This window comes from Streptomyces sp. HUAS CB01 (assembly GCF_030406905.1).
GTDB classification, from domain to species: domain Bacteria; phylum Actinomycetota; class Actinomycetes; order Streptomycetales; family Streptomycetaceae; genus Streptomyces; species Streptomyces chengbuensis.
On the sequence record NZ_CP129137.1, the window covers coordinates 3,193,989 to 3,220,666 of the forward strand.

The 26,678-nt window shown below is 73.8% G+C and carries 19 protein-coding genes; 7 read left to right on the forward strand and 12 right to left on the reverse strand.

Annotated features, from left to right (window positions below; translation table 11 throughout):
* Nucleotides 1–268 precede the first annotated feature (268 nt).
* Both QRN89_RS14070 and QRN89_RS14075 read right to left on the reverse strand, forming a co-directional pair.
* Nucleotides 269–1,270 (reverse strand): nucleoside triphosphate pyrophosphohydrolase, encoded by a 1,002-nt coding sequence (locus QRN89_RS14070; RefSeq protein WP_290349716.1) that lies wholly within the window; start codon nucleotides 1,268–1,270, stop codon nucleotides 269–271.
* Nucleotides 1,271–1,559: 289 nt separating this feature from the next.
* Nucleotides 1,560–2,213, reverse strand: coding sequence for a SurA N-terminal domain-containing protein (locus QRN89_RS14075; protein ID WP_290349717.1), 654 nt, complete (start codon nucleotides 2,211–2,213; stop codon nucleotides 1,560–1,562).
* Nucleotides 2,214–2,448: 235 nt separating this feature from the next.
* Here QRN89_RS14075 and QRN89_RS14080 point away from each other — a divergent pair, with 235 nt between their 5' ends.
* Both QRN89_RS14080 and QRN89_RS14085 read left to right on the forward strand, forming a co-directional pair.
* A complete protein-coding gene (locus QRN89_RS14080; RefSeq protein WP_290349718.1) occupies nucleotides 2,449–3,096 on the forward strand; it encodes a DUF4230 domain-containing protein in 648 nt (215 codons plus the stop codon).
* A gap of 213 nt (nucleotides 3,097–3,309) precedes the next feature.
* The gene (locus tag QRN89_RS14085) at nucleotides 3,310–4,206 is read left to right on the forward strand and encodes a class I SAM-dependent methyltransferase (RefSeq protein ID WP_290349719.1); all 897 of its coding nucleotides are present in this window, start codon (nucleotides 3,310–3,312) and stop codon (nucleotides 4,204–4,206) included.
* Between the two features lie 52 nt (nucleotides 4,207–4,258).
* Here QRN89_RS14085 and QRN89_RS14090 read toward each other — a convergent pair whose 3' ends face one another.
* The 3 genes from QRN89_RS14090 to QRN89_RS14100 form a co-directional block, all read right to left on the reverse strand.
* Nucleotides 4,259–5,797, reverse strand: a complete 1,539-nt coding sequence (locus tag QRN89_RS14090; RefSeq protein WP_290349721.1) for a serine/threonine-protein kinase — start codon at nucleotides 5,795–5,797, stop codon at nucleotides 4,259–4,261.
* Entirely contained in the window at nucleotides 5,794–6,462 is a 669-nt protein-coding gene (locus QRN89_RS14095; protein WP_290349722.1) for a hypothetical protein, read from the reverse strand. The genes QRN89_RS14090 and QRN89_RS14095 overlap by 4 nt, the downstream gene beginning before the upstream one ends.
* 252 nt (nucleotides 6,463–6,714) lie before the next feature.
* Nucleotides 6,715–8,772, reverse strand: coding sequence for an N-6 DNA methylase (locus QRN89_RS14100; RefSeq protein WP_290349723.1), 2,058 nt, complete (start codon nucleotides 8,770–8,772; stop codon nucleotides 6,715–6,717).
* Nucleotides 8,773–9,016: 244 nt separating this feature from the next.
* On the opposite strand from QRN89_RS14100, the gene QRN89_RS14105 reads away from it, so the two are divergent.
* Together QRN89_RS14105 and QRN89_RS14110 are read left to right on the forward strand one after the other, a co-directional pair.
* Nucleotides 9,017–9,826, forward strand: coding sequence for a DUF4352 domain-containing protein (locus tag QRN89_RS14105; protein WP_290349724.1), 810 nt, complete (start codon nucleotides 9,017–9,019; stop codon nucleotides 9,824–9,826).
* A gap of 76 nt (nucleotides 9,827–9,902) precedes the next feature.
* On the forward strand, nucleotides 9,903–10,667 hold the full coding sequence (locus QRN89_RS14110; protein WP_290349725.1) for a hypothetical protein: 765 nt from the start codon (nucleotides 9,903–9,905) through the stop codon (nucleotides 10,665–10,667).
* Nucleotides 10,668–10,871: 204 nt separating this feature from the next.
* On the opposite strand, the gene QRN89_RS14115 is transcribed toward QRN89_RS14110, so the two are convergent.
* The 5 genes from QRN89_RS14115 to mfd form a co-directional block, all read right to left on the reverse strand.
* Complete coding sequence (locus QRN89_RS14115) at nucleotides 10,872–11,468, reverse strand: gamma carbonic anhydrase family protein (RefSeq protein WP_290349726.1); 597 nt, start codon at nucleotides 11,466–11,468, stop codon at nucleotides 10,872–10,874.
* A 23-nt stretch (nucleotides 11,469–11,491) separates the two neighbouring features.
* Nucleotides 11,492–12,256: an HNH endonuclease family protein gene (locus QRN89_RS14120; protein WP_290349727.1), complete on the reverse strand. Its 765-nt coding sequence runs from the start codon at nucleotides 12,254–12,256 to the stop codon at nucleotides 11,492–11,494.
* Nucleotides 12,257–12,572: 316 nt separating this feature from the next.
* Nucleotides 12,573–13,442, reverse strand: a complete 870-nt coding sequence (locus QRN89_RS14125; RefSeq protein ID WP_290349728.1) for an SCO6745 family protein — start codon at nucleotides 13,440–13,442, stop codon at nucleotides 12,573–12,575.
* 184 nt (nucleotides 13,443–13,626) lie between these two features.
* Nucleotides 13,627–14,940, reverse strand: a complete 1,314-nt coding sequence (locus tag QRN89_RS14130; protein ID WP_290349729.1) for a hypothetical protein — start codon at nucleotides 14,938–14,940, stop codon at nucleotides 13,627–13,629.
* Nucleotides 14,941–16,077: 1,137 nt separating this feature from the next.
* Nucleotides 16,078–19,608 (reverse strand): transcription-repair coupling factor, encoded by a 3,531-nt coding sequence (gene mfd, locus QRN89_RS14135; protein WP_290349730.1) that lies wholly within the window; start codon nucleotides 19,606–19,608, stop codon nucleotides 16,078–16,080.
* 208 nt (nucleotides 19,609–19,816) lie between these two features.
* Between mfd and QRN89_RS14140 the strand changes: the two genes are divergently transcribed.
* Nucleotides 19,817–20,341 carry a SigE family RNA polymerase sigma factor gene (locus QRN89_RS14140; protein ID WP_290349731.1) on the forward strand — a complete coding sequence of 175 codons (525 nt, stop codon included), beginning with the start codon at nucleotides 19,817–19,819 and terminating at the stop codon, nucleotides 20,339–20,341.
* Nucleotides 20,334–20,852 carry a hypothetical protein gene (locus QRN89_RS14145; protein ID WP_290349732.1) on the forward strand — a complete coding sequence of 173 codons (519 nt, stop codon included), beginning with the start codon at nucleotides 20,334–20,336 and terminating at the stop codon, nucleotides 20,850–20,852. The genes QRN89_RS14140 and QRN89_RS14145 overlap by 8 nt, the downstream gene beginning before the upstream one ends.
* A gap of 294 nt (nucleotides 20,853–21,146) precedes the next feature.
* Here the strand turns inward: QRN89_RS14145 and QRN89_RS14150 are convergent, their stop codons facing one another.
* A complete protein-coding gene (locus QRN89_RS14150; protein WP_290349733.1) occupies nucleotides 21,147–23,720 on the reverse strand; it encodes an ABC transporter permease in 2,574 nt (857 codons plus the stop codon).
* Nucleotides 23,717–24,505 carry an ABC transporter ATP-binding protein gene (locus QRN89_RS14155; RefSeq protein WP_290349734.1) on the reverse strand — a complete coding sequence of 263 codons (789 nt, stop codon included), beginning with the start codon at nucleotides 24,503–24,505 and terminating at the stop codon, nucleotides 23,717–23,719. Before QRN89_RS14155 ends, QRN89_RS14150 begins: the two co-directional genes overlap by 4 nt.
* A gap of 357 nt (nucleotides 24,506–24,862) precedes the next feature.
* Here QRN89_RS14155 and QRN89_RS14160 point away from each other — a divergent pair, with 357 nt between their 5' ends.
* Complete coding sequence (locus QRN89_RS14160) at nucleotides 24,863–26,554, forward strand: MFS transporter (RefSeq protein ID WP_290349735.1); 1,692 nt, start codon at nucleotides 24,863–24,865, stop codon at nucleotides 26,552–26,554.
* Nucleotides 26,555–26,678 lie beyond the last annotated feature (124 nt).

Genomic DNA, 26,678 nt, shown 5'->3' on the forward strand with positions numbered 1-26,678 from the left:
GGGCCGGTCACCGGTTCGGCGGACCTCTCCGGATACCCCCTGGGTAGGCTGACCGTACACGCCGGACTCCGTGCCGCATGGGAGCACTGATGAGTGCCGCAGCCGAAGACCGGCGGGAAGACCAGGACGGCCGGGAGGAGCGGTACGTGTTCCCGGTGCCGCCCCCGGTGGGTGGACGGCGGACGACCTCGACCGGATCAAGGCCGCCGTGGACCGGCGGCGCGGACGGCAGGGCTGAAGCGAAGCCGTTCCCGGCCGGGCGCTCCCGTCAGTCCCGGGCCGTGGCCTCCGCCGCGCGGATCGCGTCGCGGTAGGCGCGGGCGGCGGCGCGGAGGGCGGCTTCCGGGTCGTGCCCCTCGGCTTCGGCGCGCACGGCCATGGCGAGCAGTTCGTACCCGACGGCGCGGTCGCCGTCCTCCTCCGTCGGCAGCTCCACGTCCAGCCCGGCCGTCCGCACCCGGCCCGCCAGTTTCGCGGCGAGCGCGAGGCCCGGCTGGCCGAGCGGGACGCCGTCGGTCACCGAATCCCGCTGCTTCTCGATCGCCTTGGTGCGCAGCCAGTGCTCCTTCACGTCCTCGGGGGTCTCGGCGCGGGCGTCCCCGAAGACGTGCGGGTGGCGGTGGACGAGCTTGTCGACGATGGTCCCGGCGACGTCGTCGATCGAGAACGGCTCGTCGCCCTCCTCCCCGCTCGCCTCCTGCGCGATGCGCGCGTGGAAGACGACCTGGAGGAGTACGTCGCCGAGTTCCTCGCGCAGTTCGTCGCGGTCGCCGTCCTCGATGGCCTCGACGAGCTCGTACGCCTCCTCGATGCCGTACTTGGCGAGGCCCTTGTGGGTCTGCTGCGAGGACCACGGGCACTCGCGGCGGATCCGGTCCATGACCTGGACGAGGTCGAGGAGCCGCGCGCCCGGGAGGTCGTACGAGCCGGGCAGCAGCTCCAGGTCGGGCATCCGCACCCGGCCGGAGCCGGCCATGCGGGCCAGGCCGTCGGTGAGGGCCCGGTCGCCCTCGCCGGTCGTGAGGACCACGACGGTCCTGCCTCCCGCACAACGGTCCACGAGCTCCTGGGCGGTGGGCGCCGCGATCTCCACGGCGACACCGGCCTCCCTCAGGTACGGCAGCTGCGGGTGCTCCGCGTCCGCGCACAGCACGCGGTCGGCGGTGTGCAGGGTCTGCCACGCGGGCCAGGACAGCAGTCCCGGCGCGACACGATGGCTGGCGGTGAGCAGGACGACACGGCCGGGCTCGACGGGCGCTTCAGCGTTCACCCCTCGACCTTACGTCGGGGCGGTGGGGCGCCGGGGCCGGGCCCGACGGTCCGGCGGGGCCGTCCCCGCCGGGGCCTCACGGTCCGGCGCGGCCACTCCCGCCGGCCCGCGTCACCGCGACCGACGCGACGGACGCGACCACGCGACGAGGACGTCCATGACCGTGGGGCCGCGCACTCCGGGGCCGCGCGCCCGCGCCCGTCGCCGGCGCCCGGCCCCTGTCGCCGGGGGCGGGTTGCGCGAGCGGCTCCGTCCGCCCGCAGGGCGGGAGGGACTTCCGCAACACGCCCTACGCCCCGGCCTGGACCGCCTCCGGCTGCTTGGTGACCTGGGTGATCCACGGGGCCTTGTAGTCTCCGAGCTGGATCTTCGTGTCGTCCCACCGGCCGTAGCGCGGGTTCACGTCGATGTCGAGTTCCTTGGACGCGGCCGTCAGCGCGGCGCCGACCTTCTGCTGGCCCTCCGGAGTGCCGAGGTCGGCACCGAGCGCACGGGCCAGCCCGGTCAGCAGGACCTCCTCGCGCACGGCCTGCTCGATCTGGTCGGGAGCGACCCCGCGCTGCTGGAGGAGCATCGCGGCGAGCTGCTCCTCACCGCCGGACTGCTGGGCCGCGGCGACCCTGGCGTCCTGGACCTCCTTGCGGGAGACGGTGACGCCGTGCTTCTCGGCGGCGTGCTCCAGGATCCGGTCGAAGATCATCCCGTGCAGCTTGGCCCGGTTCAGCTGCCCCGTGTTCTTGATCAGCTGTGCGGCCTCGGGCGACGCCTCCTGGGCCGCCCGTACGTCCTTCACCTCCGCCTGGAGCGCGGACACCTCGATCCGGTCGCCGCCCACGACGGCCGCGGCGCCGGGGTGTGCCTCGTTCCCGCAGGCGGCGAGCAGGGGCGCCGCCGCGACGAGCGCGGCGGAGAGGGCGAGCGCGGTGCGACGGCGGCGGTGCAAAGGGGCCTCCTGGCGTGCGGTGGTGATCGTGACGCGGAGCGTTTGTGACGCGGTGCACAAAGACCTTGCGGTGATCGATGGTAGGCAGTCGGCGTGGCGCAGGCCACTACTTCGCCGCCACTGATTCGGTCAACGATTCGGGAGGCGGTCGGGGTGCGGTACGGCGCACGGTTCCGTACGGGCAGGTCTGATCCGCGCGGACCGGGGCATCCGTAGGGCGAGGGAGGGCCGGGCTATGGGTGCGCTCAGGGCTGTGTCGTGGTGGGTCAAGGTGTCGGTCGGTGTCCTGCTGGTGCTCGCGCTGCTGGTGGTGGGCACACAACTGCGCGGCCTGCCGGGGCTCGGCGGCCTGTTCGGCGAGGAGACGCGCGACCGCTCCGGGCCGGCCGTGCTGGAGTCGATCCAGGACATGAGCCGCTACCAGGCGGCCACGGGGAACTTCCAGGTCGTGGTCGACCTGGAGAAGGACACCAGGTACCTGCCGGACGCGCTGCGCGGCACCAGGGTGCTGTACGTCGGGGCGGGCACCGTGGACGCGTACGTCGACATGGGGGCGCTCGGCGAGAAGGACGTCACCGTGAACGAGGCGCGCACGGCGGCGACGATCCGGCTCCCGCACGCCGTCCTCGACCGGCCCGCGCTGGACCCCGACCGGTCCTACGCCGTATCGAAGCAGCGCGGGCTGCTCGACCGGCTCGGCGACCTCTTCTCCGACAACCCCAACAGCGAACAGGCGGTCCAGCAGCTCGCGGTGCGGCACATCGCCACCGCCGCCGAGAAGAGCCGTCTGACGGCGCAGGCGGAGCGGAACACGACGCGGATGCTGGAAGGGCTGCTTCGCTCGCTCGGGTTCGACAAGGTCACGGTGGTCTACGGGGCGTGAGGCCCGGCCCCGTCGTACACGGGCGTCGTACACGGGCGTCGTTCACGGGCGTCGTTCACGGGGTGCGGCGTGGCCGCCTGCGCTCGACGGACGGGCGGCAGCCCGCACCGCTACCCTCTGTACGGGCGCGTCAACGGAAGGACACCAAGACTTCACCCGAATGGCCCCCGTCGGTGGCCCCTTGAGCGGAAATCCCGGCGTAACCTCCCGGCCATGCCCTCCCTCCTGAGCAACCGGCTGGCGAAGCGGATGCTGCGTCCGGCCTTCTCCCTCGTGGAACAGCGGCTGGAGCGTGCCACCACGGCCCTCCAGGCCGACCTCGACGCCCTCCACCACGAAGTGGCCGACCTGCGCCGGCAGAGCTACGGGCTCGGGCTGCTGCTCGACCACGCCGGACGGGACGCCCACCGGATGCCCACCGCGACCCAACTGGACTCGCTGGTGCGGGAGGTGACCACGGTGACGGGCGCGTCCGGCGAGCACGCGCGCCGCGATCTGACGGTGGCGTACCGCACCGTGGTGGCCCTGGAGGCCCTGGGCGTCGGCCGGCTCGCGGGCTCGACCTCGGACATCTGCGGGAAGCTGGCGTCCGTGCCGCTGCTGGCCCCGCCGAACGACGAGGTGCTGGAGATCGGCACCCAGCACGGGCTGTTCGCGGCCGCCCTGCTGCGCATGCTGCACCGCGCGGGTGTCGAGCCTCGGCTGACGGTCGTCGACCCGCTGGCCGGCGCCCTCGTGCCGACGGGCACCGCACCCGTCCCGGTCCGGGAGGACGTCGTGCGGGCCAACCTGGCCCTGTGCGGCAGCCGTTCGGGCACACAGGCCCGAGTGCTCCGGGGCGCGTCCGCCGACGCCGGTGTGCGCGCCGAGGTCTCCGACCGGCGCTACGGCGTGGTCGTCCTGGCCGGCGACCCGTCCGTGGAGGGCGTGCTCGCGGACCTCGACCTCACGGAGCAACTGGCCGCCGACGGCGCGGTCGTCGTCCTCGACGGACACGGCGACGACACCCGCCCCGGCATCGCCGAGGCCCTCGCCAAGCGCCTCGCCGACGGCTCCCGGCTGAGGCTCCTCGGCATCGTCGCGGGGACGGCGTACCTCCGGGCCGTGTGACCCCCACCGGGCCGCGGCCGCCCCGGCACCCACCGGCAGCGCCCCGGCGCCCTCAGCCGGTGCGGAACTGGCGCTGCCGGTCCAGCGACCGGCGCAGCTCGACGGCGAGCGGGTGACCGGGGCCGTAGACGCGTTCCGTGTCGAACAGCAGGTTCTGCAACTGCTGATGGCCTGCGGTGTGGTCGCCCATCGCCAGCAGCAGATGCCCCATCCGGTGCCGGATGTCGAAGGCCCGTGCCGGGTCCCCCCCGGCCCGGTGAAGGCTCTCGTAGTACGGCAGCACCGACCGGTACTCGGCGAGCGCCGCGGCCGTCTCCCCCAGCTGTTCCAGGCACTGCGCGGCGTCGTAGCGGAACTGGAGCGTCTGGGGGTCGCCCGGCCCCGCCTCAGCGGCCCGGTCGTCCGCGAGACGGCGCAGCTCGGGCAGGGCCCGGCGGTACTGGCCGTCGTCCATCAGCGTCGTCGCGTACTGCTTGCGCAGGATCCGGACGACCGGGGACTGCTCCCCGTGCTCCGCCGCGGCCGCCGGGAGGATGCCGCCGAGGATGTCGACGGCACGGGTGATGCTGCCCTCGCCGAGGAGGCGCTTGACCTCGTCGACGGCGGCGGCGACATCGGGGCGGTCGGCCGCCGGGGCAGCCGCGGCCACCACGCGCGGATCGGGCGGTGGCGGGGCCGTCGCCCGGTCCGGCCAGGGCGCGTGCGGGCGCAGGAAGGGGCGGGTCGGATCGAGCGGACCGGTGGGCGCGCCGTGCCGCGTGGGCAGCAGCGGTGTCAGCGCCTCGTACACCTCCTGGGCGCCCGAGGGCCGGTGCTGCGGGTCCTTGGCGAGCAGCCGCAGCACCAGCGCCTCGAGCTGCTCGGGGATCTCGGGCCGGAGCTGCCGTACCGGCAGCGGGGGCTCGTAGAGATGGCGGTGGAGCACGCCGAGCGCGGTGGAGCCCGCGAACGGCACGTTGCCGCTGAGCAGTTCGTGGAGCAGCACGCCGAGGGCGTACAGGTCCGTGTACGGCCCGACGGCGCCGCCCATGGCCTGCTCGGGCGCCATGTACGCGGGGCTGCCGATCGGCGATCCGGTGTGGGTGAGGCGGGTGGTGTCCGTGTCGATGACGGAGGCCACGCCGAGGTCGAGCACGGTGACCGTGCCGTCCGGCTTCACCATCACGTTCCGCGGCTTGAGGTCCCGGTGGACGATCGGGACGGCGTGCACGGCACCGAGCACGGAGCAGAGCTGGGCGGCGACGGAGACGGCCCACTCCCAGGGGTAGGGGTCGTGCTCGGCCAGGTGGTCCGCGAGGTCCGCGCCCTCGACGTACTGCATGACGAGGTACAGGTCGTCGTGGTCGCTGCCGGCGTCGTGCACGGTGACCAGGCCCGGGTGGGTCACCTGGGCGGTGACGCGGCACTCGCGGACGAAGCGGCGCCGCATCTCGTCGGCGGCCGTGGCGGGCGCCATGTGGTCGGGCCGGAGCAGCTTCACCGCCACGCGGCGGTCGAGCCGCTGGTCGTAACCCGTCCAGACCTGGCCCATGCCGCCCTGGCCTATGACGGTGGAGAGTTCGTAACGTCCGGCGATGACGCGTCCGTTCACCGGTCACCGCCGTCGGGGCGGGGCTCCTTGCGGAGGAGGTCGCTGAGTTCGTCGAGCTCGGCGCGGACCTGGTCGATGCGCCGGTTCGGCTCATGGCCCGGGGTCGGTCCGGGGACCCCGCCCGAGGCCGACGGCTGCGGCCCGGACCTGGAGGGCGACTGCCGCGGCACGGGAGGGGGCTGCACCGGCGCGGTGTACGGATTCGGCGTCGACGCCCCGGTGCCCTGGGGGGCGGTCTGCGGATAGCCGTACCCCGACGCGGCCGGGTGCGGCGGCAGTCCGTAGCCGGCGACCGGCCCCGGGCCGGCGGAGAGCCGCTCGTAGTGCCGGGTCTCCGCCATCACGTAGTACGTGATGGTCCCGACCATCACGAGCGTGACCCAGCCGAGGAAGGTGAAGGCCACGGCGTCGGTCATCTCCCCGTCCTCCGGGGTGGAGACCCCGGCGAAGATCAGCAGTCCCACGTTGGCCGCGACGGTGGCGCAGAAGAGGATCCAGTCGACCGGCTTGCGGGTGACGATCGCCAGCCGCAGCATCGGCACCCAGGCGAGCAGGCTGCAGCTCAGCACGGCCAGCGCGATGAAGACGACGCGCAGGGTGACGAGCGTGCCGTCGGAGGGGCGCCCGGCTGGACGAGGCGGGTAGCCGTGGCCGTGGCCCTGCATGGCTGCTCCTGGGACTGGTGTGTTCACTGGCGTGAGTTCACGGACTGCTCATGGGACGAGGTCCGAGCGTATACATCGACACCGGCATCCGGCCGTGGGTTGTACCGAACCGTTGTTGAACCGATCACGCCACGGCGGGCCCGGCCACACGGTGTCAGGACGGCCGGCCGACGGCGTCGGTACCAGCCGGCCGCCGGACCCCCGGCCGCGGGGCTCGGGACCGCCCGGGCCCGGCGTCGCCGCCCCGCGGGGTCAGGCCTCGACCGTGCCGTCGGTCAGCCCGTCGTACAGCCCCTGCACCAGCCGTTCGCCCAGCCGCCCCGCGAGGCGCAGCGCGGTCTCGAACTCGGCGAGTGCCCGGAAGCGGTCCCCGTAGCGGCGCTGTTCGGCGAGCGGCAGCCGGGGCAGCTGGAGACGGCGCACGTCGAGGCGGGTGGCGGTGGAGGCGTAGCTGCTCGCCTGGCGGTTGTTCGCGGTGCCCCGCAGGAAGCCCGCGAGGAACCACGGGTCCAGTGCCGCGGGGTCGGGGCGCAGCAGCTGGAGGTTGCGGCCGAGCGCGGCCCCGGCCGTGGTCTCGTCGACGACCCGGGCCGACGGGCCGACGCCGAGGACGGGTACGACGACGTCCCCGGCCCGGAGCAGGACCGGCTCGACGGGCTCCTCGCCGGGTGCCGGACCCTCGGGGAGCACCCCCGAGGGCGCGGTGCCGTCGAGGACGTCCTGTTCGGTGAGGACGGGCACCGCTCCGGTGCCGGTACCGCCGGACCGCAGCTCCAGGGCTCCCGCCCGGACCAGCTCGCCGACGGTGGTGCCGGGGCGGACCGCCGGCCCTTCCGCCACCGGCACGGCGGCCTCGGGCGTGAGGTCGCCGGTGAGCCTCAGCGTCTCGGTCAGCCGCTCGCGCACACGGGTGAGCTCCGCCGCGCCTCCCCCGGCCGCGGGCGGCGGCAGATGGCGGGCCGGGGCCAGGTCCACGTCGTCGTCGAGGAGTTCGATGACGGGCACGGAGCGGCTCCGGCCGGGCTGCTCCTCCACGCCGCCGTCGCGGTCGAAGGGCTGCCAGGCGTCGAGGACCGTGCGCTGCACGCCCTGCCAGTCGAGTTTGTCGCGCCCGCCGCCCGGCTCCGCGAGCTCGGCGGTGTCGACCAGGAGCAGTTCCTGCCCGGGGCGTTCGCCGGCGACCGGGCGGCGCAGCACCCAGAGGTGGAGCGGGATGCCGTACGGCGGCGCCGCCCCCGCGGGCAGGGAGACGACGGCGCGCAGGGCCCCGCGCCGCAGCAGGTCCGCGCGGATCCGGCGGCCCGACTTGCGGGACGCGACGGCCGGCGGCATCAGCAGCACCGCCGTGGCACCCGGGCGCAGCCGGGCGAGCGCGTGCTGCACCCAGGCCAGTTCGGACTCGGTGCGGGCCGGGAAGCCGTACTCCCAGCGGGGGTCGTAGGCGAGTTCGTCGTGGCCCCAGTTGCGCTCGTTGAACGGCGGGTGGCAGAGCACGGCGTCCGCGGTGAGTCCGGGGAAGGCGTCGGCGCGGAGGGTGTCGCCGGCGGCCGCCCGGATGTCGGCATCGCCGTGCAGGGCGAGGCGCAGCGCGGTGAGCGAGGCCAGTTCGGGGTCGGCGTCCTGGGCGTACAGGGCGGCGGGCTGCCGTACGGCGCGCAGGAGCTCGCCCGTGCCGGAGGCGGGGTCGAGGACGGTCCGGCCCGGGTTGTCCGCACCGGCGAGGGCGGCCATCAGTTCGGCCGGACCGGTCGGAGTGAGCGTGTACTGGCGGGGGTTGGCGTCCAGGTGACGGCCGAGGAGGAACTCGAACGCCTGGCGGGCGCCGATCTCGGCGGCGAGCTCGGCGGCGCCCCGCAGGAGGGGCACCGACGGTTCCAGTTCAGCCGAGGTGGGCGTCGGCACGGCGGCACGCTGGTCACCGAAGCGGGTCTCGAGCACGGGGTCCAGGGCCGCGGGGAGCACGGCGAGCAGCCGCTTGTCCGACACGGCGGCCAACTCCAGCCAGGCCGTGGGCCGGTCACGCACGAGCAGCAGTACGCGGCCGGCGTGCCCCAACGCGTTGACCGCGCCCGCCGGATGGCCGGAGAGCTGCTGCCAGACCCTTTCCCGCAGCGGCACTTCCGCGAGCTTGCCCTGGGCTCGCAGCCACTCCTCGACCTCCGGGAGCGCGAAGGACGGGCTGGTCTCGGTGCCGCCGACGGGCTTGGGGAAATCGGCGTGCCGGCGCCGCCAGTTGCTGACCGCGGCACGCCCGACACCCGCCAGCCGGGCGATCCCGGCAGCGGTCACCTCTGCTGCGTTCTCCGGCACGGGCTGCTCCTGTTCTCCGTCGGCGACCCGATCGGCCCTGATGTGACACCGAGCATAGCGATGCCCGCAAGACGCATCGCTTCACAGTGTGTGTGAACCTGAATCGCGTGAACCGTGTTGACTCGGTTCACAAGCTCTGCTCTTATTGACCCGTCGCACCGCTGGGCCGTCGAACGGCCCCGACCACGCGGCGCCCGTTGACCGCTGCAACCGGCGCCGATGACACGTCCCTTGGAGGACACCCATGTCCCAGCACACGCAGCAGCCCCCGTTCCCGCAGGCGCCCGTGCCGGCCGGTCCGGCCCGCAACGGCCTCGGTACCGCCGCGCTGATCCTGGGGATCATCGGCACCCTGTCCGGTCTGATTCCGTTCTTCTTCTGGCTGGCCGGCATCCTCGGCCTGATCGGGCTGATCCTCGGCCTCTCGGCGAAGGGCCGGCTGAAGCGCGGCGAGGCCACCAACAAGGGCGTCACCGTCGCGGGCGTCGTACTCGGCCTGGTGGCCCTTGCCCTGTCGGTGGTCGGCGCGGTCATCACGTTCAAGGCCGTGGACGAGGCCGTCGACGAGATCAACAAGGTCACGTCCGGGTCGCCCGCCGCCAAGAAGCCCGCCGGGAGCGACAAGCCGCTGGAGAAGGCGAAGGACGGCGAGGACGCGACCGGCAAGGCCCTCGCCGCCGGCGACTCCGCCGTCTACGACGACGACCTGACCATCACCGTGTCCGAGGCGAAGGCCTGGACGCCGGGCGAGTTCGCCATCGGCCACACCAGGGGCAACAAGGCCTACAAGGTCAGCGTCGTCATCGAGAACAGCGGCAAGGAGAAGTTCGAGGCCGCGCTCGTGACCGCCGAGGCCCGCGCCGGCAAGGAGGGCGTGAAGGCCGAGGCGATCTACGACGGCAAGGTCGGCGAGCCCTTCACCGGCACGATCCTGCCCGGCAAGAAGGTCACCGCCGTCTGGGCCTTCGACGCCCCCGCCGACGCCGAGAACCTGACCGTCGAGGTCAGCCCCGGCTTCGAGTACAACGCCAGCGTCTGGGACCTGAAGCTCTGAGCCTCCGGCCCCTCCCCCTCACCCCCCGCCCCAGCACGACCCGTCCCGCCCACACCCGCCCCACGGAGAAGCCGCCATGCCCGCCGTTCCGCCCAACCGCACCAAGCACCTCGCCCTGGCCTCGCTGTGCGCCGCCTCCGCCCTCGCGCTGACGGCGTGCGGGCCGCTCGACCAGGCGGCCGAGGAGAGCAAGCCGAGTTCCGAGTCCGGCCCCTACCCGGGCCTCTCGGGTCCCGAGATCCTCAACAAGGCCATCACCACGACGAAGCAGGCGACCGCGCTCAGACTCAAGGTCAGCATGAAGACCGCGGACGGCCCGGTCCGGGGAGACCTCGCGGTGGACACCAAGGGTGACTGCGCGGGAACCCTCCACATGGGCACGGAGGGCACGACGGAACTCATCAAGACCGGCGACACGGTCTACCTGCGCTTCGACGAGAAGATGCTGCGCTCGCAGACCGAGGGCAGCTCCGAGGCGGAGACCCGCGCCGCCCTGGACATGCTGCTCGGCAAGTGGGTGCAGGAGAAGGCCGACGCCGAGGACGCCAAGGACCTCGCGCAGTTCTGCGACCTCGACAGCTACCTCGAGGGGTTCAAGGCCGACGACACCGAGGCGAAGCGGGCCGGCGGGTCGGCGGTCAACGGCACGCCGACGGTCGTCCTCACGGAGTCGTACCGGGGCGAGAAGGCCACCGCCCACGTGGCCGCGAAGGGCACGCCGTACCTGCTCCGGTTCCAGGTGACCGGAGGCGCCGAGCCGATCGACATGGCCTTCTCGGAGTTCGACAAGCCGGTGCCCGTGAAGAGGCCGGCCAAGAAGGACATCGTGGACCTCGGCTGAGCGGGGCCCGCGAGGAGCGGGGGACAGCCGGGAAGGCCGCACGGAGGGGGGCGGCCTTCCCGGCCTTTCCGTGTCCGGAGTGACTGCCGCCGCGTCCGGCAGGGAGGCCACCCGCGCCCGGAGGGACGCCGCCGGACGCCCGGGAGGCCGGCGGCCCGTACGCCCTGACGCGCCTGTGCGGAGCGGAGACCGCGCAGGCGCACGTCAGCCGTCGAGGCGGCGGTCGTCCCGGTGGGCTCCGTAGTACGCGGCCTGGCGCGCCATGATCGTCCGCATCGAGGTGCCGCGCGGGACGCCGTGGACCGTCCCGGGGAAGTCGAGTTCCCGCTGCTTCTCCCAGAGCTCGTCGTGGCGGTCCGGCGAGAAGAGTTCCGCGGGGTCGCCGGCGGCGATCCAGCCGATGGGGACGACCGTCCCCGGCTCCAGCCGCGAGTTGACGTGCAGCACGCTGTTGATCCGCAGCTCCGATCCCGCCCCGGCGACGGCGCCGGGGAACATCGCCGCGCCGGTCGCCACGAACACCTCGTCCTCGGCGGTCGCCCCGTTGACGTGGGCGTGCGGCCCGACGAGGACGGCGTCCCCGATGACGGCAGGATGCCCCGCCCGGCCGCGGACGAGCGCGTTCTCCATGACCACCACGTCGGCGCCGGTCCGCACCTCGCCGTCCTCGGCGGTGAGCACGGCCCCGTGCAGGACCCGGGCCCTCTCGCCCAGGACGACGGCCCCGCACAGGACGGCGGAGGGGGCCACGTACGCCGACGCGGGGACGACGGGACGCCGCCCGCGGTGTTCGTACAGCAAACGACCTCACCCTCCGATGTCTCTCAGCCCCCGCACTGACGCAGCATCATCCGCTTGTCCGCCGCCGTGACCGGCAGCTCGTACTTGAGCGCCACCTGGGCGAAGCGGACCGCGTACGCGCACCGTATCCGCCGCTCCGGGGGAAGCCAGGAGGCCGGGCCCGAGTCGCGCTTGGCCGAGTTGGCGCGACCCTCGACGGGCAGGAGGTTGAGCGCGTCGTTGGCGAACTGCCGGCGCCTGCTCTCCGACCAGCGGGAGGAGCCCATCTGCCAGCTGTACGAGAGCGGCACCACATGGTCGATCTGCACCTCGGCGGCATCGCGCTTGCGCCACTCGACGGTCTTGCCGGTGTACGGGTCGTGCAGGGTCATGGAGACGACGACGCAGTCGGAACCGTCCCGGAAACGGAGCTCCCGGCCGTCGCGTTTCAGCAGATCGTTCCGCGTGTCGCACCCGTTCCGCGCCAGGGGTACCCCGTCGGCGGTGTCCGTCCAGGCCCGGCCGAACTCGTCGCGGTCGTAACCCGTCCTGGGGCCGCGGCCCTTGACCGTCAGTCCCTCCACGACCCTGCGGGCCTCCGCACGGTCCGCCTCGGCGGTCAGGGGCGCGAGACCGGGCTTCGTGCCGTCCGGGTTGGCGAGCGGACCCGTCGCACCGCCCGCCGACGGGCCGGCGGCGGAGTCCGCCCCACCGGACGCTCCGGAACCGGGTACGCAGCCCGCGAGGACGGCGGCGGACAGGACGACGGCGAACAGCGCCGGGCGGGACTTGCGCAGGGAATCGGGCACGCAGGGATCCTAGGGAACGACGGCCCCGGGCGGGGGCCGGATCCCGGCGAACGGCGGGCCGCCGGGGACTCGGCCGGGGCAGCCCCGGGGCGAGGCCCCCAACGGCCCGCGCCGCCGCCGGGGCGAGGGCCGCAGCCCCGGCCGGCGACGGGCCGCACGGGAGGGGGCACTGATGAACGACCGCCGGCGGCGAGGCCCGGGGCGCCGGCCGGTGGCAGCCCGTGCAGCCGCCGGGGCGCCGGCCGGTGGCAGCCCGTGCAGCGTCGCCGGAGCAGGGCCGGAGTGCGGGACACGGCGTCCTCGTGGGGCCCCGAGCTCAGACCTTGCCGATGCCCAGCGTCGTCTCGCGCGGCAGCAGTCCGGAGCTGAGGACCGCCACCCAGAGGGGGCCGAGGAGTTCGGCGAGCCTGGTGGTGTCGGACTCCCCCAGTGCCCGCCAGGGAGCGGCGGCCAGTTCGTCGGTACGGCGCTCCACCCGGGCACGCAGCGAGCGGCCCGCCTCCGTCGCGGTGCCGTCGGCCCCCAGCAGCCCGCGTGCCGCGAGCCGTTCCCGGGCCGCGGCCCATGCGCCGTCGCTCCAGCCGCGGCTGGAGAACACCCCGACCGGCGCAGCGCCGATCGCGGCGAACGACACGAGGGACTCGACCGGGTCGAGCCCGGCGTCGACGAGCGCGGACACATGCCCGTCGCCCCGGTGTTCGCGCAGGACCGTCGCGGCGTGCCACAGTGCGCGGTGCGGCTCCTCGGGCCAGGGCAGGGCCGCGTTGGCCGCGGCGAGCGGGCGGCCCCCGGTGTCGGCCGCCTCGGCGGCGCGCCGGGCCAGGGCGGCGGCCTGGGCGAGCGCGGGCCCGGTCACCGTCTCGCTCCCGAGGACGGTGCGGTACGCCTCGCCGACCGCGCGGACACGGGCCTCCAGCAGTTTGTCCGGGGCGGCCACGTCCCAGGCGACCGGTACGTGCTCGGCGACCATGCGCGGGCTGAAGCTGTGGAACGCGGCGGTCACCTCCGCGGCGTCGGGCGTGCCGAGCGGTGCGGCGCGCCAGGCGAAGTAGCCGGGCCACCGCTCGGAGGTGCCGTAGCCGAGTGCGCGGGCCTCCGCGACGACCTCGGGCGCGTAGTACAGGACCGCGTGCAACGGCTCCAGCAGATGCCACATCTGCCGTGTCCGTGCGTTCTCGTCAGCCATGGCGTTCCCTCTCCCCCGTCGTGCTCCCGAGCCATCTTGACGCTGACCAGATTCCTCCGGCCGGCCAGAACTTGTCAATGGCAAGATAGGACCGGGAGGAAGGGCCGGACGCGAACCGGGAGGGACGCACGTCCGCCGCGCCCGGGAGATCCGGGCGGCGGAGTAGCTCGGGGCCTCGGGGGCGTCAGCCGACGCAGCCGCGCACGGAGTCCGTCGGCCTGCAGTTGTTCGGGGTGTTGAACATGACCTGGGAGCCGAGGAGCCGGACGGTCCCCGACCGGCGGAAGATGCCGCCGCCGTCGATGGCACGGGTGCCGTTGATGACGGTCCGGTCCAGCGTCGACGTGCCCACCGCGTGGTAGAGGCCGCCGCCGAGCGCCGTGCCGTCCTGCGCGGTCACGGTGTTGTTCAGAATCCTCGCGCCGGTGCTCGCCAGCGTGCCGCCGTCCGGGTTGTCCACTCCGCCGCCCTGCGCCACGCCCTCGGCGGCGTCGACGACGTTGCCGACGACGGAGCTGCGCAGCAGTTTCAGCTGGCTCCCGGGCCCGAGCCGGATGCCGCCGCCGCGTGCCGTGCCGCCCTGCGCCGTCACCGTGTTGCCGCTGATGTGGGTGTTGTCGACGGTCATGGAGGCGGAGTTGGTGATGCCGCCGCCCTGGGCCGTCCCGTCCGGGGCGTCGGCGACGTTGCCGCGTACGAAGCTGCCGGTGACGGTCATCCCGCCGGACGCCGCCGGTGCGCTGTTGGTGACCGCGGCACGGGCGAACCCACCCGGAGCGGACGAACGGTTGTTCCTGACCACGGAGTTCTTGACGGTGCTCTGCGCCATGCCGGCGAGACCCGAGCCGAACGCGAAGCTCCGGGTGCCCTCCCTCGCCCACGCCACGTTGTTGATCACCTGGGCGCCCTCGACCGTGAGCGGCCCGTCGTTCGCGATGCCGCCGCCCGCCGCCGCACCGCCCCGGTCCGATCCCGAGTAGGCGACGGTGTTGCCGCTGACGACCGAGCTGCGGACCGTGGCGTTGCCGGGGTTGTCGATACCGGCCCCCTGCGCGTACAGCTTCGACTCGGCCCGGTTGCCGGTCACCCTGCTGCGGGTCAGGAACATCTGCCCGAGGTTGGCGATCCCCCCGCCGCAGGCCATGCCGGGGACGTCCGGGTAGGCCGGGCAGTCGGTCGCGCTTCCACCGCTGATCGTGGTGTCGTACATCGTCAGCCGCCCCGTCCTGGCGACGAGCAGGATGCGGAACCTCGGCGCGGTCGCGGCGCGGGTGATCGTCGCCCCCTGGCCGTCGACGGTCAGCGTGCCGGTGACCACCGGCAGTCCGTTGACGGGGTGGAAGGGGTTGGCCCCGGCCGTGAGCCGGTAGGTGCAGCCCGGCGCGAGCCGCAGGGTCTCCGGGGCGGCCGTTCCGTTGGCCGCGCGGATGGCGGTGAGGAGATGGGGGACGGAGCACGGTACGTCGACGATGCCGGGGACCGCGGGCTTCGGCGGCACGGCGGGCCTGCTGGGAACGGCCGGCTTGGCGGGAGTGGCGGGTTTGGCGGGAGTGGCGGGTTTGGCGGGAGGGACCGGAGTGGGGGGCCTGGCGGGTCCCGGCGGTTTCGGGCCCACGGCGGCGCCTCCCGACGCGGCGGGGGACGGGGCGGCCGCCTGCGGCGCCTGCCGGGGAGGGGCCGGGGGAACCGGCGGGGCCGCACCCGGGCCGGAAGGCGCCGGAGCCGGCGGCACGACCCCGGCGGCGGGGGGCACGGGGACGGCGGGAGCGGCCGGGGCGGCGGGGGCCACGGGCGCGGACGCCGGGGGTCTCTGCTGCTGCGGCGGAGGGGGCGACGGTGCGGCGCCGACGGCAGTGACGGGGACCGTGACCAGAGCGCCCGCCACGAGACCGACGACGGCCGGAACGTGCTGACGAGACATCAAAGGCTCCTCACTGCTGGGCGGTACGGCCGGCCACGCGGGACACAGCCCTCGCGAGCCAAGCCGAACACGTCCCGTCGCCGCCGTCGCCCGGGCCTGATCCGTCCGGGCGAGCCGTGCCCCGAACGGGCCACACCGTCTGCGCCACGGGGCGGGTCCGGCGACCCGGGGCCGTACGCCGCCGCGCCCCGATGTCCTCTCGCGAGACCGTTTCTGACGGCCCGTCGAACAGGCGGGCCCCGAGAGAGGGCCTCCGGCGGCTCGCATCCCGGCCGCGCTCTCGCGAGACCGGTTCTGACGGCCCGTCGAACAGGCGGGCCCCGAGAGAGGGCCTCCGGCGGCTCGCATCCCGGCCGCGCCCGCGCGTCGCCCCGCCGTGACGCCGCACCCGTACGGCCCGTGCGGCTTCCGCGCCCGCGTCCCCACGCCTCGCCCCGACGCCTCCCACGGCTCAGCCCGGCCCGCCGTACCCCGAGCATCCCCGCACCCGACAGCCGCCGGGGCCACGGCACCGCAACCCGGGGCACGCCCGCCCGGCCGGTGCCGCGCCCCGCGCCGCCAGAGGCCCGGCCCGCCGCACCCAGAGAACCCCGTACCCCGAGCCCCGCCCTACCCCGAGCCCCGCCCTACCCCGAGAACCCCGCACCCCGCACCCCGCCGCACCCGAGCGCCCCGGCCACCGTGCAGGCGGCGCCGGTGCCGGGCCCGCCCCGGCTACGAGCCGAGGATCGACGTCAGGAACTCACCCGTCCACGCCAGCAGTTCCCGCCCGACCACCGGCTTGCCGCCGATCTTGCCGGTCGTCGGCCGCGGCACCAGGATCTGCTGGACCGCCGGCTTGATCACCGTGCGCGGGTAGAGCCGCTTCAGCCGAAGCTCCTGCGACTCGCGCAGCTCCACCGGCGCGAAGCGGATGTTCGGGCCCTGGAGCACGATCTCGCCGACGCCGCAGGCCCGGGCGAGCATCCGCAGCCCGGCGACCAGCAGCAGGTTCTCCACCGGCTCCGGCAGCTTGCCGTAGCGGTCGACGAGCTCCTCCCGCACCGCCGTGACGTCCTCCTCCGAGTTCGCGGCGGCGATGGCCCGGTACGCCTGGAGGCGCAGCCGCTCGCCCGGCGCGTAGTCGTGCGGGACGTGCGCGTCGACCGGCAGCTCGATCTTGACCTCCAGCGGGGGCTCCTCCTCCGCCCCGCCCTCCAGGGAGGCCCGGTAGTCGGCGACCGCCTCGCCCACCATGCGGACGTAGAGGTCGAAGCCGACGCCCGCGATGTGGCCCGACTGCTCGCCGCCGAGGAGGTTGCCCGCGCCGCGGATCTCCAGGTCCTTCATCGCGACGTACATGCCCGCGCCCATCTCGGTGTGCTGGGCGATCGTCGCCAGACGCTCGTGCGCGGTCTCGGTGAGCGGCTTCTCCGGCGGGTAGAGGAAGTACGCGTAGCCGCGTTCCCGGCCGCGGCCGACCCGGCCGCGCAGCTGGTGCAGCTGCGAGAGGCCGAAGTTGTCGCCGCGCTCCACGATGAGCGTGTTGGCGTTGGAGATGTCGATGCCGGACTCGACGATCGTCGTCGAGACGAGCACGTCGAACTTCTTCTCCCAGAAGTCGACGACGACCTGCTCCAGCGCGCTCTCGCCCATCTGGCCGTGGGCGGTGGCGATCCGCGCCTCGGGGACGATCTCCCGCAGCCGCGCCGCCGCCCGGTCGATCGACTCGACCCGGTTGTGGATGTAGAACACCTGGCCCTCGCGGAGCAGCTCGCGCCGGATCGCGGCCCCGATCTGCTTCTCCTCGTACGGGCCGACGAACGTCAGGACCGGGTGGCGCTCCTCGGGCGGGGTGGTGATCGTCGACATCTCGCGGATGCCGGTGACCGCCATCTCCAGGGTCCGGGGGATGGGGGTCGCGGACATCGTCAGGACGTCGACGTTCGCGCGGAGCTTCTTCAGCTGCTCCTTGTGCTCGACGCCGAACCGCTGCTCCTCGTCGACGATGACCAGGCCCAGGTCCTTGAACTTGGTCTCGGACGAGAACAGCCGGTGCGTGCCGATGACGATGTCGACCGAGCCGTCCCGCAGGCCCTCCAGGGTCGCCTTCGCCTCCGTGTCCGACTGGAAGCGGGACAGGGCGCGGGTGACGACGGGGAACTGGGAGTAGCGCTCCGAGAACGTCCCGAAGTGCTGCTGCACCAGCAGCGTCGTCGGGACGAGCACCGCCACCTGCTTGCCGTCCTGGACGGCCTTGAAGGCGGCGCGCACCGCGATCTCCGTCTTGCCGTAGCCGACGTCGCCGCAGATCAGCCGGTCCATCGGCACCGACTTCTCCATGTCCTCCTTGACCTCGGCGATGGTGGTCAGCTGGTCGGGGGTCTCCGCGTACGGGAACGCGTCCTCCAGCTCCCGCTGCCAGGGCGTGTCCGGGCCGAAGGTGTGCCCGGGCGCCGCCATCCGGGCGCTGTAGAGCTTGATCAGGTCGGCGGCGATCTCCTTGACCGCCTTCTTCGCGCGCGCCTTCGTCTTCGTCCAGTCGGCGCCGCCGAGCCGGTGCAGCGTGGGCGCCTCGCCGCCGACGTACTTGGTGACCTGCTCCAGCTGGTCGGTCGGGATGTAGAGGCGGTCGCCGGGCTGCCCGCGCTTGGCGGGGGCGTACTCGACGAGCAGGTACTCGCGCGTGGCGCCCTGGACGGTGCGCTGCACCATCTCCAGATAGCGGCCGACGCCGTGCTGCTCGTGGACGATGTAGTCGCCCGCCTCCAGGGTGAGCGGGTCGATCTGCTTGCGGCGGCGGGTCGGCATCCGCGCGCCGTCCTTGCCCGCGGCCTTCTGCCCGGACAGATCGGTCTCCGTCAGCACCGCGAGCCTCAGACCCGGGTCGACGAATCCGTGGTCGACGGAGCCGCAGGCCACATGGACGACGGAGGGGGCGATCTCACCGAGGTCCGCCTCCAGCCTGGCGGGGATGCCCTCGCCGCCCAGCACCTCGACGGTGCGGGACGCCGTTCCGTGGCCCTCGGTGACGAAGACCGTGCGCCAGCCGTCGGCGAGCCAGCCCTTGGTGTCGGCGAGAGCGCGGGCGGTGTCGCCCCGGTAGGTCTCCGGGGCGTGCATCCCGAGCGTCAGGGTGTCGTCCGCCAGCTCCTCGTCCACGGCGAACGGCGACACGGACCACCACATCATGCCGAGCTCGCGCGCCCGGTCCCGTACGTCCGCGATCCCCCACAGGGAGGCCGCGCCGAGGTCGATCGGCGCCTCGCCCCCGCCCGCCGACGCGGCCCACGACGCCTGCAGGAACTCCTGCGACGTGGCCACCAGGTCGGCGGCCCGGGTGCGGACCCGCTCGGGGTCGCACACCACGGTCATCGAACCCTCGGGCATGACGTCGAGCAGCAGTTCCATGTCGTCCACGAGGACGGGGGCGAGGGACTCCATGCCCTCGACGGCGATGCCCTCGGCGATCTTCCCCAGCAGCTCGCCGAGCTCCGGGTGGGCCTCGGCGAGGGCCGCGGCCCGCCGCCGCACCTCGTCGGTGAGCAGCAGCTCACGGCACGGCGGCGCCCAGAGCCCGTGCTCGGCGACCTCCAGCGAGCGCTGGTCGGCGACCTTGAAGTAGCGGATCTCCTCGACGTCGTCGCCCCAGAACTCGATCCGGAGCGGGTGCTCCTCGGTCGGGGGGAACACATCGAGGATGCCGCCGCGCACGGCGAACTCGCCGCGCTTCTCGACCAGCTCCACCCGCGCGTACGCGGCGGCGGCGAGCCCCGCGACGATGTCCTCGAGGTCGGCGGTCTGACCGGTGCGCAGGGACACCGGTTCCAGGTCCCCGAGGCCCTTGACCTGGGGCTGCAGCACGGACCGTACGGGAGCGACGACGACGCTGACCGGACCCGCGGCCGGGTCGTCGGCGCGGGGGTGCGCGAGCCGGCGCAGCACCGCCAGCCGCCGGCCGACGGTGTCGGAGCGGGGGGAGAGCCGCTCGTGCGGCAGGGTCTCCCAGGAGGGGTAGTCCACCACCGTGTCCGGATCGAGCAGCGACCGCAGCGCCGCCGCCAGGTCCTCGGCCTCGCGGCCGGTCGCGGTCACGGCCAGCACGGGCCGGGATGCCTCGCGGGCCAGGCCGGCCACGACGAAGGGCCGGGCGGCAGGCGGTCCGACCAGGTCGACGTGGTGCCGGTGACCGTCGCCCGCGGCTTTCACCGCTTCGACGAGGGCGGGGTCCTTGACGACGGCGTCGAGCAGACCGTGCAGGCTCATGAAGGGGTATCCGTCCGGGGTCCGAAAGAGGGTGGGCAACGCGAACAGCCCGACACGTCTGGGGTTCCCTGTGTCGAGGACCAGGGCCGGGCCGGGGATCTCCAGGGTACGCCCGCCGGAAATCTCGCGGGGCGGGTAAACCCGGGCCGACCCCCGGTGCGTATACCGCGTGAGATCTCACCACCGACCAGCACCGACGGAGCCGCAATTGACCGACGACGAGTTCGAGGAGTTCTACGCACGCTCCGTGAAACAGCTGGTCGGCCAGGTGTATCTGATGACCGGCGATCTCCACGAGGCCCAGGACGTCGTCCAGGAGGCGTTCGTACGCGCCTGGGGGCGGCGGTCCGCCCTGCGGGCGGAGGCCGCTCCGGACGCCTGGATACGCACGGTCGCCCGGCGCCTGGCGATCAGCCGGTGGCGTCGCGGGGTACGGGCCGCGGCGGCCTGGCGGCGGCACCACCAGCAGGGCCGGGCACCGGCCGTGCCGGAGCCGGACCCCGACACGGTCGCCCTGGTCGCGGCGCTGCGGCGGCTGCCCGAGCGGCAGCGGCGGGTGGCCGTCCTGCACTACGTGTGCGATCTGTCCGTGGACCAGGTGGCGGCGGAGACCGGCATGGCCTCCGGGACCGTGAAGTCCCACCTGTTCCGCGCGAGGGCCGCACTCGCACCCCATCTCGACGACGCGGCCGGCAGGGTCGGCGCGACCATGGCGGAGGAGCACGGTGTCTGACTTCGACGAGCAGGAAGCCCCACTGGCGGAGGCGCTCAAGCGGGCCGCCGCGGCGGGCGGGGCGCTGGCCGCGCCCGCGCCGCCCGGCCGGGTGTCGGCGCTGGGCGCCCGCCGCAGGGCACGCCGGACGGCCGTCGCCGCGGCCTGTGCGGTGTGCGTGCTCGCGGGCGGCGCGGGCGTGGCGGCGGTGCAGCTGACCCCGCAGGGCTCCACGGCGCCGGCCGCGCCGCCGAGGCCCGTGGACTCGGGCAACGGCAGCTCCGCGACGCCGGCCCCGCCCTCCCCCGGCGCGTCCCCGGCGACGCCGTCGCCGTCGGTCCCGCCGCCGACGCCGACCGCGTCCGGCTCGGAGTCCCCGTCCGTCCCCCCGACCGCTCCGGCCGGCAGCCCCACACCGAGCACACCCCCCACGGCCACGGACGGCCCGACGCCCGGCCCGGGCGGGTCCGCGACCCCGAGCGGCCCGCAGGAGGCCACGGCTTCCGGCGAGCCGTCGCCCGGAGCGGGCTGAAGGGCACGCGCTCGCTCATCGCGTCGGGCATGCGTTTGCCCATCGCTTCGGGCACGCTCCGGCCGGGGCGGCTGACGCGGGCGGGGGCGGGCGCGGGGCGTCGGCTCGGTCGCGCGGGTGCGGACCGGCGGGCGCTCGTGGAGACGGCCGCTCGTGGCGTCCGGCGCGTACCGCCCGGGCGGTAGCCGCCGGACGGCGGTCGGTGGACGACCGACGACCGACGCAACGGCTCCGGCCCGGTGAGCGTGGAGGACGCTCACCGGGCCGGAGCCCTCATCCTACGGACCGCCGCGACTACTCGGTGGCGATGGCGTTGAGGACGTTCATGCGGCCGGCGCGGAACGCCGGCACCAGCGCGGCGACCAGTCCCACGAACGCCGACCCCACGAAGACGTACAGGATCGTCGGCCACGGGACGTCGAGGACACCGAGACCCTCCAGGGCGAGCAGCTTCTGCGCCGCGGTGCCCCAGCCCATGCCCAGACCGAGCCCGAGCAGGGCGCCGAAGAGCGCGATGACGACCGACTCCAGGCGGATCATCCGGCGCAGCTGGCGGCGGGAGAGGCCGATGGCCCTCATCAGACCGATCTCCCGGGTCCGTTCGACCACCGAAAGGGCCAGCGTGTTCACGACCCCGAGGACGGCGACGATGATGGCGAGCGCGAGCAGGCCGTAGACGATGTTCAGCATCTGGCCGACCTGGTCCTTCAGGTCCTGCTTGAAGTCCGTCTGGTCCAGCACCCGGTACTGCGGGTAGGCGGCGAGGGCGTCCTTGAGGTCCTGGTACGCCTCCTTCTCCTTGCCCTGCTCGGCCTCGGCGAACATCATCATGTTCTTCGGCATCCGCTCGGGCGTGAAGTACCGCTCGGCGGTGGCGATGGACAGGTACATCGCGCCCTTGTCGACGTTGGTGTCGTCGGAGGTGACGGCCGCGACCCTCAGCTTCGCGGTCTCCCCGCCCCGGAACGCCACGGTCATCGTGTCGCCGACCTTCACCCCGTGCTTCCCGGCGTACGTCTCGCCGACGGACATGGCGTCCCTGCCGTAGGCCGCCTTCAGGTCTCCGGCGACCGTCTCCCGGCGCAGGTCCTGCGCGTACGTCGGGTCCGCCGCGACCAGCCACTCGTCGTCCGTGGACGTCCCGTCGGGGGCGGTGATCGTCGCCCTGACACCCTTGTACTCGGTGACGTGGGCGATACCGGGCGCCTTCTCCAGGGCCCGCTGCGCCTGCGGCATGATCGGCCCGTTGGTGGACTGGACGATGAAGTCGGCGCCGACGGACTTGTCGAGTTCCTCCGTCGCCGAGGCCACCATGGACGAGCCGACCACGGACAGGCAGGCGACGAGGGCGAGGCCGATCATCAGCGCGGCGCCGGTGGCGCCGGTGCGGCGCGGGTTGCGCAGCGCGTTGCGCTCGGCCATCTTCCCCACCGGTCCGAAGACCCGCAGGACGACCGCGCCGAGGACCCGCACCACGCCGCCCGCCAGCAGCGGGCCGACGACGATGAAGCCGATGAGGCTGAGGACGACACCGAGGCCGAGCCACATCGAACCCTCCGCTGCCTCACCGGCCCGCGTCGCCGCCCACAGGGCCGCGCCGCCGGTGCCCGTGAGGACCAGGCCGACGACGCCCCGCACGCGTCCGGCCCGGCCGTCCGCGGGGGTGCCGGCGTCGCGCAGCGCGGCCATCGGGGGGACCTTGCCGGCCCGGCGGGCCGGGATGCAGGCGGCGAGAACCGTGACGACGACCCCGAGCGCGAGGCCGATGGCGGGCGTCGTCCACTTCACGGTCAGATCCGAGGTGGAGAGGTTCATCCCCATCGAGGACATGAGCTCCATCAGGCCGACGGCGAGTCCCACACCGGCGCCGACACCGGCGACGGACCCGACGAGGCCGAGGAGCAGCGCCTCGACGAGGACCGAGCGGTTGACCTGGCGGCGGCTCGACCCGATGGCGCGCATCAGACCGATCTCGCGGGTGCGCTGGGCGACCAGCATGGAGAAGGTGTTGACGATGAGGAAGATGCCGACCAGGACGGCGATCCCGGCGAAGCCGAGCATCGCGTACTTCATGACGTCGAGGAAGCCGCTGACGTCCTCGCGACCCGCGTCCGCCGCCTCGGCCTGCGTCTGGAACCGGTACGGTCCGCCGGCCGCCGCGGCGACGTTCCTCTTCAGCTGCTCGTGGCTCATGCCGGGCTCGGCGGTGACCGCGATGTGGGTGAACCGGCCGGTTCCCCCGAGGAGTTCCCGCTGGGCGGTGGCGGTGTCGAAGTAGACGACGGCCGCGCCGGGGTTGGTGACCTTGAAGGAGGCGATTCCGGAGATCGTGGCCGTGAAGTCACCGGTGACGGCGATGGTGCGCAGCTTGTCGCCGAGTCCGAGTCCGTGCTTCTCGGCGGTGTCGGCGTCGACCATCACGTCGGTGGGGCCGCGCGGGGCGTGGCCGGAGGTGATCTCCATCGAACGCAGGTCGCCCCGCGTCCAGTTGCCGGCGATCGTGGGTGCGCCGTTGCTGGAGCCCATGTTCTTGTTGTCGGCGTCGACGACGGTGACGCTCATCGAGACGACGGCGCCCTCGGCGGACTTGACGCCCTCGGCCTTCCCCACTGTCGGCAGCAGCGAGGCGGGCAGGGTCTCGGGGCGGCCGCTCTGCGGGGTCTCGTCGTCGGTCTCGGCGCTCTCGGGGCTGACGGTGACGTCGGCGGCGGTCACGGCGAAGAGCTTGTCGAAGGTGGTGTTCATCGTGTCGGTGAACACGAGCGTGCCGGAGACGAAGGCCACGGACAGCAGGACGGCGACGGCGGACAGCGCCATGCGTCCCTTGTGCGCGGCGAGGTTGCGCAGCGAGGTCTTGAGCACGGTCACGACGTCCGTCCCCGGGCGTCGAAGTCCTTCATGCGGTCGAGGACCTGATCGGCCGTGGGGTTGAACATCTCGTCGACGATCCGGCCGTCGGCCAGGTAGAGCACGCGGTCGGCGTGGGAGGCGGCGACGGGGTCGTGGGTGACCATGACGATGGTCTGGCCGAGTTCGTCGACGGACCGGCGCAGGAAGCCCAGGACCTCGGCACCGGCGCGGGAGTCCAGGTTCCCGGTCGGCTCGTCGCCGAAGATGATGTCCGGCCGGGCGGCGAGGGCGCGGGCCACGGCGACGCGCTGCTGCTGGCCGCCCGAGAGCTGGTTGGGGCGGTGCTTGAGCCGGTCGGCGAGCCCGACCGTCTCCACGACCCGGTTCAGCCAGGCCGCGTCCGGTTTGCGGCCCGCGATGTCCATGGGAAGCGTGATGTTCTCCAGGGCGTTGAGCGTGGGCAGCAGGTTGAACGCCTGGAAGATGAAGCCGATCCGGTCGCGGCGCAGCCGGGTGAGCTTCTTGTCCTTGAGCCGGGTGATCTCGGTCTCGTCGAGGTGGATCTCGCCCGAGGTGACGTCGTCGAGTCCGGCGAGGCAGTGCATCAGCGTGGACTTGCCCGAGCCCGACGGGCCCATGATCGCGGTGAACTGCCCCCGCATGACGTCCACGTCGACGTGGTCGAGCGCGACGACCCGCGTCTCGCCGGATCCGTACGCCTTCACGACCTGTCGCGCTCGAGCCGCGACGGCCGTACGCCCTCCAGTACCCCCGTGCCTGGGAATGGTCACAGCCGTTGTCACGGTAAGTCTCCTATGTCGGTCAGTGGCGGGAGCTGAGCGCGCCGCGTGCGGTTCGAGTGTGCGGGGAGGAACGGTCCCGGCGCGCTGGTGCGCAGCGCAGTTCCAGGCGGGGGTTTTCCCCACCCCCCCACGGCGGCCCGGGAGCCGTGCGCCGAGGTGAGTCCACGGTAAGGAAGGCCTCGTGGCCTGCTCGTCCTCCAGGGGGACGAGCGGTCCCTGGCCGGTAGTGAGGAGGTCCCCCTAGGGGTCCGCGGCTCCGCACGGGCAACCGTCCCTGAAAGCGCACCTCTCCCCCGGGGGCAGCGTGAGGTGAGAGGGTGTGTCGCGCAGAGATACGTGCATAGGGAAGGGATCTCGATGGACGGGGGCGGGGACGCGGGCGCGGACGGGAACGGGAACGCGGGCACCGGCGGGGACGCGGGGGCGGACCGGGGCGCGAAGACCGGGCCCGGCAGCGGTGCCGGCACGCACCGCGCGGGCGACGAAGACGGCCGCGCGAGCGCACCAGCGGGCACGGACAGGCCCCTTGCACGGAGTACGGGCAACGGAGGCACCGACCGTACGAACACGGCGCCCGCCGGGGCGGCACGCCGCCGCGGGCCGGTGGTCGCCGCAATGATGCTCGGTATGGCCCTCGCGGCCCTGGACGGCACGGTCGTGGCGACCGCCGTCCCCCAGATCGTCGGCGACCTGGGCGGTTTCTCCGTCTTCTCCTGGCTGTTCTCGGGCTATCTGCTCGCCGTCACGGTCACGCTCCCCGTCTACGGCAAGCTCTCCGACACCTTCGGCCGAAAGCCCGTGCTGATCGTGGGCATCGTGCTGTTCCTGGCCGGTTCGCTGCTGTGCGCGGCCGCGTGGAACATGGCGTCGCTCATCGCGTTCCGCGTCGTCCAGGGACTCGGCGGAGGAGCACTGCAGGGCACGATCCAGACGATCGCCGCCGATCTGTACCCGCTGAAGGAGCGGCCCCGCATCGTGTCGAAGCTGTCCACGGTGTGGGCGGCCTCGGCGGTCGCGGGCCCCGCCGTCGGCGGCCTGCTCGCCGCCTGGGCCGACTGGCGGTGGATCTTCCTGATCAACCTCCCCGTCGGCGGGGTCGCGCTCTGGCTGATCGCCCGTCATCTCGTGGAGCCGGTACGGGACCGGCTGCCACGGCCACGGCCGCGGATCGACTGGCCGGGCGCCCTCACGATCTTCCTCACCGGGACGCTGCTCCTCACCGCGCTCGTGCAGGGCGGTGTGGCCTGGCCCTGGCTCTCCGCCCCGTCGCTCGGCCTCCTCGGCGCGAGCGCGGTCTGCGCCGCGGTGACCGTACTCGTCGAACGGCGGGCGGCGGAGCCGATCATCCCCGGCTGGGTGTGGCGGCGGCGCACGATCGCCGTCGTGAACCTGGCCCTGGGCGCGCTCGGGCTGCTGATGGTCGCCCCGACGGTGTTCCTGCCCACGTACGCCCAGTCGGTCCTCGGGCTCGGGCCGGTCGCGGCCGGGTTCGTGCTGTCCGTGATGACCCTGAGCTGGCCGGTCAGCGCCGCGTTCTCGAACCGCCTCTACAACCGCATCGGGTTCCGCAACACGGCCCTCACCGGCATCGGTGCCGCGCTGGCGGTCCTGCTGGCGTTCCCGCTGCTGCCGTACCCCGGCGAACCGTGGCAACCGGCGCTGATCATGCTGCTGCTGGGGGCGGCCCTCGGCTTCTTCCAGCTGCCGCTGCTCGTCGGTGTGCAGTCGACCGTGCCGTGGGCCGAGCGCGGTACGACGACGGCGTCCCTGCTGTTCTGCCGTCAGGTCGGGCAGAGCGTCGGCGCCGCGCTCTTCGGGGCACTCGCCAACGCGGTGCTGGCCGCCCGCCTCGGCGGAGCGGGCGATCTGGACTCCGTCGCCCACGCACCGGCGGACGGCACCCCGGACGACGGTCTCCGCCGCGCCGTGGCGGCGGCGGTCGACCTCGTCTTCGTCGGCGCCGCGGCAGCGGCGGCACTCGCGCTGCTGGCCCTGCTGTTCGCACCGCGCAGGTTCCCGGTCCTCAAGGAGCCGCAGCCCGACGTCTGACCTGGGGCGGGGTCGTGTGCGGGGCGTGACACGACCGTTGCCAAACCTACATACCTCCCGGTCGGTAATCCTCTTACGCCAGCCCTGTACCGGCAAGTAACGTACGCGCTCCACGCCCCTGACA